The sequence below is a fragment of the Bradyrhizobium lupini genome (genome assembly GCF_040939785.1).
In the GTDB taxonomy this organism is placed as follows: domain Bacteria; phylum Pseudomonadota; class Alphaproteobacteria; order Rhizobiales; family Xanthobacteraceae; genus Bradyrhizobium; species Bradyrhizobium canariense_D.
Genome location: NZ_CP162553.1, coordinates 2,451,821 through 2,465,383, shown reverse-complemented (window position 1 = coordinate 2,465,383; position 13,563 = coordinate 2,451,821). Strand labels below are relative to the sequence as shown.

Genomic DNA, 13,563 nt, shown 5'->3' with positions numbered 1-13,563 from the left:
TGACCACGCGCGCTCAGTGCCACGACTGAAAAGCGTCGTTGAAATCGATGAACTCTTCAATCTCAGTGGACGACCAGCAACTGGCCCAAACGGCAGGCCGTCTCGGCCCCAGCAGCTCGCGAACCGGCGGCCACCCGGCCCGGATCACCTCACAAACTTGATAATAGCCGCAGGAGCCGATCATGTTGGCGCAACGGATGTCGTCCCTTTCACGTTGGGCCACTACGGCCGCCGGCGACTCGGTCACGATTGCCGGCGCGGCTGGACACCAAATCATTGATCTGGCGACTGGCGACGTCGCCATCGCTCCTCCTTCATCCGTACGCGATGGAGCCATCATTGCCGTGAGTACTGGAATGGACCGATATACCGATCCGATTGGTCTCGCATCGCTCCGCCAGGCTGTCGCCGAAAGGCTCTCAGCGGAGAGTGGCATTGATTGGAATACGGAAGACATTGTAATCACCTCTGGCGCAAAAGAAGCACTACTTGAGGTGCTCTTTGCGGTGCTCAACCCAGGTGATGAGGTCATCATAATTCGTCCCTGCTGGCCAACATTCCCGGCCCAAGTTCTTCTCGCCGGGGCAATGCCCGTTTTCGTTGATGCTCGCGGCCCGAGATACATTCCAGATGTAACCGCAATCCGCGCCGCTGTCACACCGCGCACGAAAGCCATAATAATCAACTCACCTAATAACCCGACCGGCGCAGTCTATGACCGAACGACGCTTCAAAGGATCGGCGAGCTTGCGATTAATACTCAGCTCTGGATCATTTCGGACGAAAGCTATTCTAATTTCGTGTTCAGCGTTGTGCGCCGCCATGTGTCGATCGTCAGCGCGCACCCTAGCGTGCGTTCACGAACAATCGTACTAAAGGCATTCGCGAAAGAACTGTCCATTACCGGGTGGCGCTTGGGCTATTTTGCCGCGCCCACGGAGATCGTTTTCGCGGCCAGAGAACTGCAGAGCCATACAACAGCAACTCCAAATGTGGTTGCGCAGCTCGCGGTTTTGCACCACCTTCAAATCAGTGACGGCAGCTTTGAACGGAATTTGCATCAGCGCCTGGCTGCTGCTCGCAACACTGGTCTTCACATCCTCTCTGATCTGCGCGACGTGGCGCCGCCTCGTGCCGATGGATCATTCTTCTTCTATTTAGATCTGAGTAGGCTCCTCTCCGCGCTATCAATTGACGGCCCCATTCGATGCGCCAATGATGTTGCGCGATTGCTCCTAGAAGAAGCGAATGTGGGATGCGTTGCCGGCGGCGCCTTCGGCGATGCGAACGGCCTACGCGTCTCCTTCAGCGCACCACCAGATCTATTGGAGATAGGACTAAAACGCATCGTTGAAACACTGAACAGTCTAAGAACCAGACAAAGCATCGCTTGATTCTGGCCAGAGGGACACTTAGAGATGCGCAACTCGCCGCGATCCTTTGCCGCACACACGTTAGAGGTTACTCTCCTTGGCCCCTCATACAGTTGACGTCGGCATCGCTGGAGATGGGCCGAGTCGGCGGCCCCGGGTGAGGAGACGTAGATCAAAATTCTTCGTCGATCGAGTTAATGATCTCGCCGTCTTGGTTGTGTGCAGACGATCTCTCGAACGCGCGGGCCGATAGCCTCAGGATAATGAACTACCGCCGGCCCTGCTGCGGGAGAGATTAAGTTGTGCCCTCGATTTGGCTGCCTTGCAAACGAATGTGCCATTGGATGACACCGGCTTCTGTACCTTCACGACATTGATTTCGCTCCTTAATATCCGCGACATGAGGTTGCGATCGCGAGGCGCCGGTCGCCTGCGACCACCCACAGTCGGGAGTCGGCAAGTCGAGGATGTCTGTCGTTCTGCTTAGCGGCAATGGCCCGTATGGCCTTATCGTAAAATGCGGCCAGCTCGCCTTCGAGATCGCGCAGGCGTTGCACGGCGTCCTCCGGCTCGTGTTGTGCGCGGCGCGAGAGACTCGAGATCCATACGTTAGGCGCGATGCGGTCCTTAGCTTAGCGCTACACCGCACGTTCGAATATGCGCAGGCTGACGATGATGCCGTTCTTGGCCGCCAGCTCTTGGTGAATTACGCCAGCATTGTCGTGGTGCTGCCGCCGACAATCCTTGAGCCGGGTCTCCTGGCGAGCGAGCACCTTTTTGCGCTGCGGCCATCGATCCGTGACTTCGAATGCTCCACCGTCGCCTGCAAAGACTTGGCCCGCCAATGCGACTCGGACACCGTGCTCATGAACTCCGTCAAAGGAACTCGCCTCGTCGCAACTAAACTACCGAGGCGCAGGTATCCCGTCCACGCGGCGCGAAAGCAATCACTTCCTGTCTCGCTCGCACCCGCTCTTTTGGCCTGCCGATCGCTCAAGATCAACACTCTTCAGGGCCTAGCGGCCTCGCAATCTCCGGCCGTGGGATTCACATGAACCTCGCTCGATCGATTGAAGCCAATGTGGTGGATGCCGCACAGTTGAGCGCGGTCCCGTCACTTGAGGCTTTATCGTACTTGGCGCAGGCGCCGCTGTCCGGCAGCAGATTTGAATCCTAGGTCCGACTAGTAGCCGGCAGCGAGGCCCGTCACTTCGAGGGAGCAACTTCTTTCGCCCGTAGTCGGCCCGACTGACGGGCGCGCGGAATCCAGACGAGCTATTACCTCAATCAACCAAATCCAAGCGAATGAAGTCGACAGTAAGCAAGCATCAAAGGAGCAGCTCATGCGAGTAGCAGTCATCTGGACTGTGCCGATCCAGTTCAAATCATTCGCGGAGATTCAACGTGCCACCGCCGAAAGCGTGGTGCCGGCGCTGCGAGAGAACGGCCACAAACACTGCTGTGTGAGAGTGATAAAGGACTGCTCGCTCCACTTGAGCAATTCATGCCACTCGATCCGCAAGGCGGCCCCGCCGGAATGGTCCTTAACCTGGCGTACGGAAGTAAGGGCGAGTGGAGTTGCAGCCAGATTCCAACGGTGCTTGAGATGGCCGGTATTCCGTACACCGGAGCGAGCCCTTCGGGGCTGCGCTCGAGCTCGACAAGGTCATCACTAAGAAGCTCATCCGCGACGACGGCGTGCCAACGCCGAATTTGGGTTGATGCGTCGCGGCACAGAGAGAACAAGCGACTTACGATTTCCACTGATAGTGAAGCCACGTTCCGAATCTGTCAGCGCTGGATTACAACTAGTACATGACCCTCGTAGTCTGAGGCAAGCCGTAGAAATGATCGCCACGCAGTATACGCAGGATTCACTCGTTGAGGAATATATCGAGGGACAGGAAATCTGCGTCGCGCGCTAGGGAAACGAAGAAATAGAGGTGCTGTCGCCGGTCGAGCACGACTTCGGCGACCGCGAAACGCGTCTGATCACCTTGGAAGATAAGAATCACACGTCTGTTGCGGAGCTGCAAAAGATTTGCCCGGCTAAAATCGGAAGCGAGCTTGCGATGATGTTGCCGGATATTTCAGTTGCGACCTTCCGTGCCTCCCTTGGCGGGGACCACGCCCGCGTCGATTTCCGGATTGACCGCTGCGGCCGGCCTTTTGTCATCGAGATCAACTACAGCCCGTCACTCAATCGTGCGCACTCTTACGTCCAGGCTGCGACGACGGGGGGATGCAGCTTCTCGAACTTGGTGAATCGCATCCTCGATCACGCGCACACGCGGCATTATGGAACCGGCATTAAAAGGTCGCAAACGTACTGAAACGAGGCAGAGTCTCTGCCACAGACGGCCGTTTCGAGCCAGAAGAAGTCAAGGCCCTAGTCGTCTAGAATGATTCTTGCAACCATTCACGGCTCGCGTCCACGGACGGCATTGGTTCGATTTTGTTGCAAAAGTAGGCTGCAATGGATTTGGCCGCTGGGCCTTTCGAGAGCCGCGCTTTGAAGCGCTGGCCCTGGCTCATTTTACGCAACTTTGACGCTACGCGATGCGCAGAACCTGAGCCGGTCTCGTCCTGGGCACCTTGCGGGCCGCGCAATCGGAGCCGACCAAGCGTGAGGATGCGCTTCAACTGTGCGAACCTCATCTCGATCTTCTTGCGCTGACGCCGAGAGAGCTCGAAGCCCTCGGTGCCAGCGAACGACCGGGCAAAGTCTCGGGCATGCTCATGGATATCGCGCGGGATCTTGCGTGATGGTTCCTTTGGGCAGCACTGCGGTTTGAGCGGGCATACATCGCAGTCGAGCTTGCTTGCACGATACAGAAGGGTCTTGCCCTCGTGCACGGTACCGCTCGTCCCAAGCCGCTTGCCACCCGGGCAGTGGTAAATGTCCCCGGTCGGCATATCGAAAGTCGCTCCGCGAGAAGGTGCCATCATCCCGCTTCGACTTATCGAACACAGGGATATGCGGCGCGATGCCCTTCTCCTCGACCAGCCAGTTCAGCATCGGAGCCGCTCCGTAAGCGGTATCCCCGACAAGTCGCTCTGGCTTGAGACCGAAGCGCTCCTCGGTTCGTTCGATCATGGTCTTTGCTGCACCGACCTCGGCCTGGCGAATGGCGCGGGAGGCCTGGACATCAACGATGACGCCGAACTTCACGTCGATGAGATAGTTGTCGGAGTACGCGAAGAATGCCGGCCCCTTGTGAGCGCCGGTCCACTGCGCTGCCGGATCGGATCGCGAACTAAACTTTGGGACGACATTGCTGGCGGCGCCCCACGCCGGATCGTCGAGGGTTGCCAAATACTCCTTCACCGTGCGGCTAGACCTGGCCGGATCGCGATCCCTCCGCCGGTCCTGACCGGCGATCGAGCGCTGCTTGTTCGCGTCAGCCGCAATCAGGCTCGCATCGACTGCAAATCCTTCGCCACCAACCAGACCGGCGGCAATGCATGCCTCGACAATCCGTTCGAACACGCGGCGGAGAACATCTCCATCGCGGAAGCGCTCGTTGCGGGCGCGCGAGAACGCCGAATGATCCGGGACAGCGTCCTCAAGACCGAGCTTGCAGAACCAGCTAGGCGAGGTTCACCTGCACTTCACGGCAGATCAGCCGTTCCGAGCGGATCGCAAAGACATATCCCACGACCAGCATCCGGATCATCAGTTCCGGATCAATCGACGGGCGCCCCATCGACGAATAGTGAGATGCTAGTTCACCGCGAAGCCAGGACAGGTCGAGAGCAGCATCGATCTTCCGCACCAGATGATCTTCAGGAACCGCGTTGCCAAGATGAAACTCGTAGAACAGTTGACCTTGGTCACTCTTCAGACGGCCCATCATGGATCGACCTCACCGAGATCTGCGTCAGCACAACGGAATCACGCTTCGTGACTTGTCTCAACCGACTTTTGCAACAAAATCGGCCCATTGCGAAGCTATTCTCGGTGCTGCTATGCCGCCATCAACAGCATCTTCCCTTTGCGTGATCAGCTCAACTGCCCGCCTGAGCGTACCTATCCGGGTGCGTGCAGACGTGTGATCACGCCGGAGTTGCCTATCAATGTGGGCGAACCGACCAGATCGTGTTGCGGCGCGGCGAAGACGTCACCGGACATCTCGGAAAAGACGCGCAGGACAACTGGGGTCTTCAATCGCGCTTCGTCGAAAGACGCCGAGAAGTTTCCGAATCCGAAGCGGATTCGACGCAGCGCCACGAGACAAGCGGCTAAGCCCACCCATGTCGTCTCTAAATTCGGGCCGGTGATACGCATACATTCTCAATTCAACTGCGCGAAAGTGTATCGCAATGAAAACACTCATCACCGTATGATTAAGGGTGCCTATGAGCTACTGTCGTAGCAGATGAAGGTCTTCGCACATCCGACGCGGTTGCGTGGCTGCCCACGGGCGAGCAGACGCGCCGAACGGCAAGCGCGACCTGTGATCGATAGGGACAAAGACACTGGCGCGAAACGCTCTTTTGCCGGCCGCGAGGATGGTAGATTTCGGCGTTCAAGGCTTCCTATCTATTTACGGGCGGCGCAGCCTGGGAGCGGTCTCGGCTCCTTACTGGTCAGATCGTAGGTGGCATTGAAAGCTACCGGGCTGGGGCTCGGCAGTCCTCCGCAAGGTACACTTCGAAGTACTACCAATCATCGCTGAGGCCTTCTTAAATCGGGCGGCAGCCGCTCGATGGGAGAGAATGGCAAGCCAAGACTCTCATCGATGGCTTTAGCTGCGTCTGTTCGGTTTCTGACAGCCGTACGCGGCTGTCAGGTCAAAAACACCAGACTTGCGACGCGCGAAGTTTCTCAAAACGAATTAATCGATTAGTGACGTTGAGCTCTGCTGGCATGCCAATTGCTGCTTAGAGCCGGCAACACCGCAGGAGAGACGGCTAAATGCATTCAGACACCCAAGACTGGCGACGTTCCTTTTCAATTGGATCGCGGCAACGCTCGCGTCGATAAATCGGGCAGTTCGCTCAACACATTAGCGGCACCACCCCCGATGGCTCACACCATCCTGCTCGTTCGCGGGGTCTGAGTCGGCTTCGATGCTAGTGTCGGCTTCCGAACAACATTGGAAAATCCGCCTCATTCTTGGCGCGCCCCAAGCTTTGACAATACGAGGAGTTACATGTCCACTATCAGCGATGGAACAACCGTGCAAGCAGTGAGAGATGCGACGCAGGTTTATCGATTTGTTTCGGGCAAGTTAGAAATGACCGGCGTCGAGCGTGACCTCCGATCTCTCTTCGAACCTCGGGGAGTTGTAGTGGTCGGAGCTTCGCCGAGGCCTAGCCTCGCGAAAAGCATTCTTAACAACATTATCGCGTCCGGTTTCGATGGAAACGTCGCTGCCGTTAACCCGAACTACGATACGGTTGACGAAGTGGATTGTTACAAGTGCATCTCAGACGTTCCGTTCCCAGTCGATCTGGCCCTCCTATGCGTTCGGGCTGAGAATATTCTTCCTGTTTTGGAGGAATGCAGACGAAGGTCGGTGGGCGCCGCACAGATCATCTCGAGCGGCTTCGCCGAACTTGAATCCGAGGAGGGCCGCGCAAGGCAGCAGCGAATTCAGCTGTGGGCAGACGACTCTACAACCGTCGTTGTTGGCCCCAATACGATTGGGGTCATCAATCTGCATCGGCCGATCATTGCCGTTTGGGAAAGCAAGCTACCCAAGATTGTCGCGGGAGCCGTCAGTGGCGTATTCCAGAGCGGGCAGATGGTTGCAATTATGCATCCGCTTATCGCCAGGGGAGTGGGCATCAGCAAAATCGCTACGACCGGTAACGAAGTCAGCATCACAACCGCTGAAGTAATTAATTTCCTCGCTGCCGATCCACAAACAGAAATCATCGTAAGTTATTCCGAAGGGATCAAGGATCCCGAGCGCTTCGCGCTTGCCTGTACGCACGCGCGGGAACAAGGCAAGCCGATCATCATGCTGCGCGTCGGCGCTCATCCTGAGGTGCGAAATGCCATCAACCGACATACGGCAACACAAGCCGCGAATAGCTATGAAAGCGACATCCGGCTTCTCGAAGAACAGGGTGTGATCACGGTTAATTCCGTCGAGGACTTGATCGAGACTATCGTGGCCTTCAAGGCATCCGGCAAACCGCGGGGCAATCGCGTCGCCTTTGCGAGCTTTTCAGGTGGAATGGGAAACATCATGGCTGATTTGATTTTGTCGACGCCCGGACTGAAGCTCGTTTCGTTCTCTAATCAGCTGCGCAAGCGATTAGCCGACGTCTTGCCGAGATTCGCGAACAGCTTCAATCCCCTGGATCTGAGTGCTCAAAGCTCTTTCGATTCTGGCGTCCTGAGCGGCTGTTTACAGGTACTCGGACAGAGTGGAGAGTTTGACATCCTTCTCTGGGGCATGGATTTGCCAACGAGCATCGATAACGACTCACCGCTTGGCATCGTGCTTAATGAGCTGGTAGCCCAACATCCTGAAATTGCGCTTATTCCGGTCTCGCAGATTAGTGGAGTATCTCGGAGTAAGGAGGTTGATGGGAACCCGCCCGTGTTTGCCGGCCTACCAATCCTGCAAGGCACGGGAGTTTCGGTTCGAGCTCTGGGCAAGGCGATCGAGTGGCATGCGTCGACTTAGAGACCACACCGGTCAAGATCATGCGTTTCGAGGGCATGGATGCAATCGCTCACTGACTCGTCTATTTGCAGCTGAGCGGCTAGACATTAAGGCCCAAACTTCGTTCGAGCTGAACGAGAAACATCAGTTCGCCGTCGGATGGGGCGGAGATCGGCATGGCACGTAAAGCGCGAGATCGCATCAGCGGTAGCGAGCAGGATCAAGCGGACGATCGACTAGAGAAAGGGACGGTTGACGAGCGTTGCGCGTTGGCAACGCAAGCATGCGATCCGGGCCTCGATCAGACCGTGCGGGGCCAGCGCGTCCAGCCGCGCTCCGCAGGGTTGTTCGGGGTACAATAACCGCCAGACGCCTCGGACATGGTTTTCAGAAAAGCGCCGGCGAGGCGCTGCATGACCGGCCGTGTCGCCGCGTAAGCGAATGGTATGAGAACGCGCCCGCGTACTCGCGCATCAACATGATCGAGGGGGTTGTCTCCCTCCGCCAGACATCTGTGACACTCTTAAGGCAACTGCCCCACTGCAACGAGAATTGCTAGCTACCGGGGGAGATGCTGCGGATGGCGCTTCGACACCTGGTTCAAACTGCGCAAGAAAGCCGACGACGTGGCTGGAGAGGCCGTGATCTCTCGAGACATGTTGGCCGTGCTGGGCTCGGAAGGCGTGCTTGCGCTTGGCCGGACTGCGGGGATCTGCTTAGCGCTGCGGCCTTAAGCGACGGTTTTCGCGTTCTCACAAAATCAGATGTAAGCCGGCATCTATGCGCACGCATTCGCCGGTCATGTTACTCGACGCCGGGCTTGCGAGAAAGCAGACGAGCTGCGCGATGTCCTCGGCGGTCGAGGCAGCCTTGAGCGGCGCACGCGCCAACACGGCATCGCGCACCTGCCGGGCGCCCGCCTCACCACGACCCTTGGTGAACCAGGGCGTATCGATGTAGCCAGGACAAACGGTATTGACGCGAATGGAAGGTGCCAGCGCGCGCGCCAACGGTAGCGTCATTGCATTTAGCGCTCCCTTGCTCGCTGAGTACGCGACGGATGAGCCGTCACCGTTGATCCCTGCGATCGAGGAGACGTTCACCACCGCGGCCGGCCGTCCGCTCATCTTGCAGCCAGCCTCGAGCAGCGAGCGTGTGGCACGGATCATCTGGTACGGCCCGATGGTGTTGATGGCATAAATACGTTGAAAATCCTCCGCCGAGAGCCCGTCGAGATCGTGACTCGGCACATGTTTTGTTGTGCCGGCATTGTTGACGAGCAAGTCGAGCCGCCCCCAGGGCGAGGCAGCGGCGACGATCTTCCTGCAATCATCATCGCGAGAAACGTCGCCCTGCACAACCATGACGTCGGCAGCGCCGGCCATGCGGCAGGCTTCAGCTGTGGCCTCGGCTTCCTTCTGGCTCTTCGAATAGTTGATCACGAGGTGTGCCCCGCACTTCGCTAAGAGGCCCGCTATCGCCGCTCCAAGGCCGGACGCTGAACCCGTCACTATTGCACACAAGCCATTCTCTGACATCGTTCCCACTCCTAAGATAATTACGGCCGCAGACGCGGGTATGCGGCCGCGCGTTGGCCACCGCCTCCCGCCCGCGCTCAAGCATGCGAGCCGCCGAGTCATATGGCCGCACGTGCACCCCGTCGAGCACTAAACGAGCGGCCCACCCACCGCCGATTATTCTCGCCACTAGCAGCCCGACCGCCGGCGCACGCGTCGCAGACATAACGTTTGACCTTCACACGTGAACTTGCAACGCAAGCTTTTTACGCACCTCATCCGGACTCATCACTCGCACGCCCATCCTTTCGAGAATCTCGACTGCCCGCTGCGCAAGCTCAGCATTGGTCGCCAGCCGCCCGCGAGAGAGATAGAGGTTGTCTTCCAAACCGACTCGCACATTCGCGCCAACCAGCGGGGCCAATGCCACGTACGGAAGCTGCATACGTCCAATCGAGAAGGCAGAGTAGATGGCCTGCGGCGGGAGCTGGTGTACCAGCGCCATCAGCGTCGTCGGGTCATCTGGCGCGCCGTAGCGAATCCCCATGCACAATTGGATCAACGCTGGATTGTCGATCAGGCCTTGCTCGATGAGATCGCGCACAAGCACCAAGTGACCGATATCGAAGACCTCGAGCTCAGGACGCACACCAAGCTCCTTTACGCGCGCAGCCATCGCGCGCAGCGTCCCGGCGGTGTTGACCATGACGTACTGGCTGCCGGCGCCCCAGTTCATCGACCCGCAATCCAGCGTACAGATCTCGGGTCGTAGCTCTTCCACATGCACTAGCCGCTCACGCACGCCGGCCATGTCCGTGCCAGCCGGATTCAGCGGCAGCGGAGATTCCGGGTCGCCCAGCACGAGATCGCCGCCCATTCCCGCAGTCAGGTTGATGAGCGGATTCACGTCCGATTCTCGAATACGCTGTACCACTTCCCGATACATCGCCGGATCACGAGTGCCACGCCGCGTCTTGGGATCACGCACGTGGATGTGCACCACCGCCGCACCCGCCCGCGCAGCCTCGATCGCGGACTGCGCGATCTGCTCGGGGGTGACCGGCACATGAGGGCTACGCTCCACCGCAGTTCCTGCCCCTGTGAGCGCACACGTAATGAACACCTCAGAAATCATCCCAGCTTCTCCTTTGAAAGCGTGACCTTTAGCTCTACGCAGCAAAATTTTGGAATGCTGACGTTTACCACTTTTGAATTTCCTACCGTCAACTCGGTAAGCGCATTGGCTAGATCAATCGAACGGGGCCTCATGGGTGACAGGGCCGCTGCTAGGGCCCACAGCCGGAATCCTCTAAGCAATCGGCGTGCCGCTCGGGGAAATCCCGCGCGGGGCTTGCCCGAAAAGAGAGAGCAGCTGGAGCAAGTAGTCCGGTATTGGAGCGACCTACGAATCGTCGGATCTCCGACATTCCGTAAATGAACCCGACATGACTAGCATAACAAAAAGGAATTCATGTGATACCTGTCGTTCCCCGCCGAGCTTCAACAGCCTGATGATGCACCCGCGTGGCGATCCTCATGACCGGCGCGGTCGATATTGTGTTCGGGCACCATCCGTTTTCTGGCCGATTGTGCGGTGATGTTCACCGTGTCGCCCGAGAAAGTGGGGTTACGCCGCTTCAAAGGAAGTGAGCTTCCTGAGCTAACGCTTATCGCATGTCGACATACACATCCTCCGAGGCTGGACGTGAACCCAACCGCACGGGACCGGTTGGGCGGATATGGCGCGTGGTACGCCGGCCGACCGTCCAATCTCAGTTTGCGAGTGCTGCGGAAGGAGGTTACCGGCGCTTTGTGAGCGACATGGATGTGGCGATCTCGCCAGAAAAACGCGGCGCGAGCGCTTCTTGGTTACCAGCGATGTCGCAACCGTCCTCGCCTAAAACTCAGAGTTGCAGGACCATTCGTTTGCTGATGCTCGAGTGCGCCTTGGGAATGTTGGAGCTTATTGCGTTCCGCAGGCTCCTGAAGACGCCGGTGATGCGGCATTGGACGCCGAGAGCGAGCACTTGGCGCGTCTGTGGAATGGTACGGACTACGAGATCAGCTCTGTGGTCCATGGCAAGCTTCGCAGCATCAAGTGCATCGGCGCGGCAATCAGGATGGAGAGGAATGTAGCGATGTTCCCGGTAGACCGTATTGCCGCAACAGCGAATGTTACCCAGTCTGCCTGACCAGAAAAAATGCGCTCTTCGCCGGCCATGAAGTCGGCGCGGACAACTGGCTCCTACTCGCGTCGGTCGTCGCCATCTGCAAGCTCAACGACGTCAACCCCGCCGCCTACGTCGCCGAAACACTCGAGACGATCATCGACGGTCATCCCCATAGCCGCATCGAAGACCTCATGCCGTGGCGATTCCGCAAAACGTCAAGCCAGCCTCAATAGGGTCGCGGCTAAGCGCTTGCGGATCATCGCCACCTCATGTCCCAGCAACCGCAGCCTCCGCGTCCAATAGTGCGATGGTCCGCAACCTTGCATCGCGACAAGCCAAGACGGCAAACCGCCGAAGAGAGCCGAACAATCGTTTCCACGGGCGGCTCCTTCGTGCAACAAAGGGCCGAAGAGTCGCGTGAAGGCCAAGCTGCGCGAAGACAGGACGGAAGCTCGCCAGATCAATGAGACCTGGGCAATGGACTTCGTTCACGACCAGCTCGCCACGAGCCGCAAGATCCGTGTTCTCACGATCGTGGACACCTTTAGTCGCTTCTCGCGAGCCGTCGATCCGCGCTTCAGTTATCGAGGCGAGGATGTCGTGCTGACCTTGGAGCGTATCTGCAAGATCCTTGGCTATCCCAGGACGATCCGCGTCGACCAGGAGCAGAGTTTATCTCCCGCTCGACATCTGGGCTTATCAAAGAGGCGTTGTGCTCGACTTCTCACGTCCCGGCAAGCCGACGGACAATAGCTTCATCGAATCCTTCAACGGCAAGTTCAGAACCGAATGCCTGAACACGCACTGGTTCCTGAGCCTTGACGACGCCCGGCAGAAAATGGAGGATTGGCGTAGAGACTACAACGAAGTCCGGCCCCATAGCGCGATCGGCAACAAGGCGCCGATATCGCTGTTGAATGGCTCATCGGCGCCCCCGCCGGCATGAGCTAAACCCCGGAAAATTCCAGCATCAGCTGGCCTAGTTTTGGGGAGCACTTCACAAACGGCCAGGGCGAATTCAGAACTGGATAAAGCTTGGGGGCAAGGTCACAGCAACCACGTGCGAGCGTGCGAGCGGCGCCCGTCTTCACCTCAAAAGGAAAGCGGCTGAAGACCATGCAGATAGGGGACAAGGGCACTCGGTTGAGTAGGTTTTCGGCTGACGCTGCGCTGGATGTCCCCGGCTCGGAAGGACTTGCAGCGGAACGAGTCGTGACGCGCATGCAAGCGGAACCTGTCGAGCAGGTAGTAAGTGACCATCGGATCTATGAACCGACGCCGTATAAAGCCATGAGGCGCTCAAATTCGAATACCAAGGCGAATTCGAGATAACTTCTTGCGGGACGCCAGCCACACGGCGCGATATCTCGCGCCGCCCACATCAATTTTCAAAATAGCCACGTCCGCAGGCGTTTATTCGACAGGTGATGGACACACACACGTTCCTCAGTTGAGTTCACGCGGTTATAAGTCTTTGCAGAATCAGAATGTCGTAGTTGTGCCCGCTATCGGAAAACGCCGCTGGGAGACATCCGGAAATCGAAAGGCAACATTTTTTCTGTGCGAAAGAAATAACGTTCGGCGCATCAGCAAACGACATTGCTAAGATGCAATGTAGGTCGGCTGTACTTTGTTGACTTAGAATTGCGCGCGCAAGCGCGGAACCCACTCCTTGACGACGAAACCGCGCTTGAACAAAGAGCGACATTTCCGCCGTCTGCCGCACCCCTTCATTGATATGGTGCCGAGTAAGCGCTGCCCATCCGATGACCTTGCCTTTGCTGATACATGTGTAGGAGACGAATGAGGGACGAAGCGCAAATAGAAACCGATTCATTTCTGCAACGCTCCAAGGACGTGTTCCTTGCGTCGATTCCCT

8 protein-coding genes and 3 pseudogenes are annotated in these 13,563 nt (G+C 57.8%); 5 read left to right on the top strand and 6 right to left on the bottom strand.

Annotation, left to right across the window (positions count from 1 at the left end):
• Positions 1–182: 182 nt before the first annotated feature.
• Positions 183–1,394 carry a pyridoxal phosphate-dependent aminotransferase gene (locus tag AB3L03_RS11835; protein ID WP_368508636.1) on the top strand — a complete coding sequence of 404 codons (1,212 nt, stop codon included), beginning with the start codon at positions 183–185 and terminating at the stop codon, positions 1,392–1,394.
• 617 nt (positions 1,395–2,011) lie between these two features.
• On the opposite strand, the gene AB3L03_RS11830 is transcribed toward AB3L03_RS11835, so the two are convergent.
• Positions 2,012–2,218 (bottom strand): hypothetical protein, encoded by a 207-nt coding sequence (locus AB3L03_RS11830; RefSeq protein WP_143273068.1) that lies wholly within the window; start codon positions 2,216–2,218, stop codon positions 2,012–2,014.
• An 876-nt stretch (positions 2,219–3,094) separates the two neighbouring features.
• On the opposite strand from AB3L03_RS11830, the pseudogene AB3L03_RS11825 reads away from it, so the two are divergent.
• Positions 3,095–3,706: pseudogene (locus AB3L03_RS11825) on the top strand (ATP-grasp domain-containing protein).
• A 193-nt stretch (positions 3,707–3,899) separates the two neighbouring features.
• Here AB3L03_RS11825 and AB3L03_RS11820 read toward each other — a convergent pair.
• A pseudogene (locus AB3L03_RS11820) lies at positions 3,900–5,230 on the bottom strand (transposase); the annotation flags it as partial.
• 173 nt (positions 5,231–5,403) lie between these two features.
• The gene (locus tag AB3L03_RS11815) at positions 5,404–5,661 is read right to left on the bottom strand and encodes a hypothetical protein (protein WP_368508635.1); all 258 of its coding nucleotides are present in this window, start codon (positions 5,659–5,661) and stop codon (positions 5,404–5,406) included.
• An 868-nt stretch (positions 5,662–6,529) separates the two neighbouring features.
• Here AB3L03_RS11815 and AB3L03_RS11810 point away from each other — a divergent pair.
• Positions 6,530–8,017 carry a CoA-binding protein gene (locus tag AB3L03_RS11810; RefSeq protein ID WP_368508634.1) on the top strand — a complete coding sequence of 496 codons (1,488 nt, stop codon included), beginning with the start codon at positions 6,530–6,532 and terminating at the stop codon, positions 8,015–8,017.
• Between the two features lie 731 nt (positions 8,018–8,748).
• Here the strand turns inward: AB3L03_RS11810 and AB3L03_RS11805 are convergent.
• On the bottom strand, positions 8,749–9,534 hold the full coding sequence (locus AB3L03_RS11805; RefSeq protein ID WP_368509041.1) for an SDR family NAD(P)-dependent oxidoreductase: 786 nt from the start codon (positions 9,532–9,534) through the stop codon (positions 8,749–8,751).
• A 217-nt stretch (positions 9,535–9,751) separates the two neighbouring features.
• Positions 9,752–10,648 (bottom strand): 3-keto-5-aminohexanoate cleavage protein, encoded by an 897-nt coding sequence (locus AB3L03_RS11800; protein WP_085348606.1) that lies wholly within the window; start codon positions 10,646–10,648, stop codon positions 9,752–9,754.
• Between the two features lie 963 nt (positions 10,649–11,611).
• On the opposite strand from AB3L03_RS11800, the gene AB3L03_RS11795 reads away from it, so the two are divergent.
• Together AB3L03_RS11795 and AB3L03_RS11790 are read left to right on the top strand one after the other, a co-directional pair.
• Positions 11,612–11,917 carry a transposase domain-containing protein gene (locus AB3L03_RS11795; RefSeq protein WP_368508633.1) on the top strand — a complete coding sequence of 102 codons (306 nt, stop codon included), beginning with the start codon at positions 11,612–11,614 and terminating at the stop codon, positions 11,915–11,917.
• Between the two features lie 155 nt (positions 11,918–12,072).
• A pseudogene (locus tag AB3L03_RS11790) lies at positions 12,073–12,630 on the top strand (integrase core domain-containing protein); the annotation flags it as partial.
• Between the two features lie 510 nt (positions 12,631–13,140).
• Here the strand turns inward: AB3L03_RS11790 and AB3L03_RS11785 are convergent.
• Complete coding sequence (locus tag AB3L03_RS11785; RefSeq protein ID WP_368509040.1) at positions 13,141–13,521, bottom strand: N-acetyltransferase family protein; 381 nt, start codon at positions 13,519–13,521, stop codon at positions 13,141–13,143.
• Positions 13,522–13,563: the final 42 nt, after the last annotated feature.

Bases quoted from the DNA above. Each gene is read 5' to 3' on its own strand.
- AB3L03_RS11815 (WP_368508635.1), bottom strand. From the start codon at position 5,661: ATGCGTATCACCGGCCCGAATTTAGAGACGACATGGGTGGGCTTAGCC.
- AB3L03_RS11810 (WP_368508634.1), top strand. From the start codon at position 6,530: ATGTCCACTATCAGCGATGGAACAACCGTGCAAGCAGTGAGAGATGCG.
- AB3L03_RS11800 (WP_085348606.1), bottom strand. From the start codon at position 10,648: ATGATTTCTGAGGTGTTCATTACGTGTGCGCTCACAGGGGCAGGAACT.
- AB3L03_RS11785 (WP_368509040.1), bottom strand. From the start codon at position 13,521: ATGAATCGGTTTCTATTTGCGCTTCGTCCCTCATTCGTCTCCTACACA.
- AB3L03_RS11835 (WP_368508636.1), top strand. From the start codon at position 183: ATGTTGGCGCAACGGATGTCGTCCCTTTCACGTTGGGCCACTACGGCC.
- AB3L03_RS11805 (WP_368509041.1), bottom strand. From the start codon at position 9,534: ATGTCAGAGAATGGCTTGTGTGCAATAGTGACGGGTTCAGCGTCCGGC.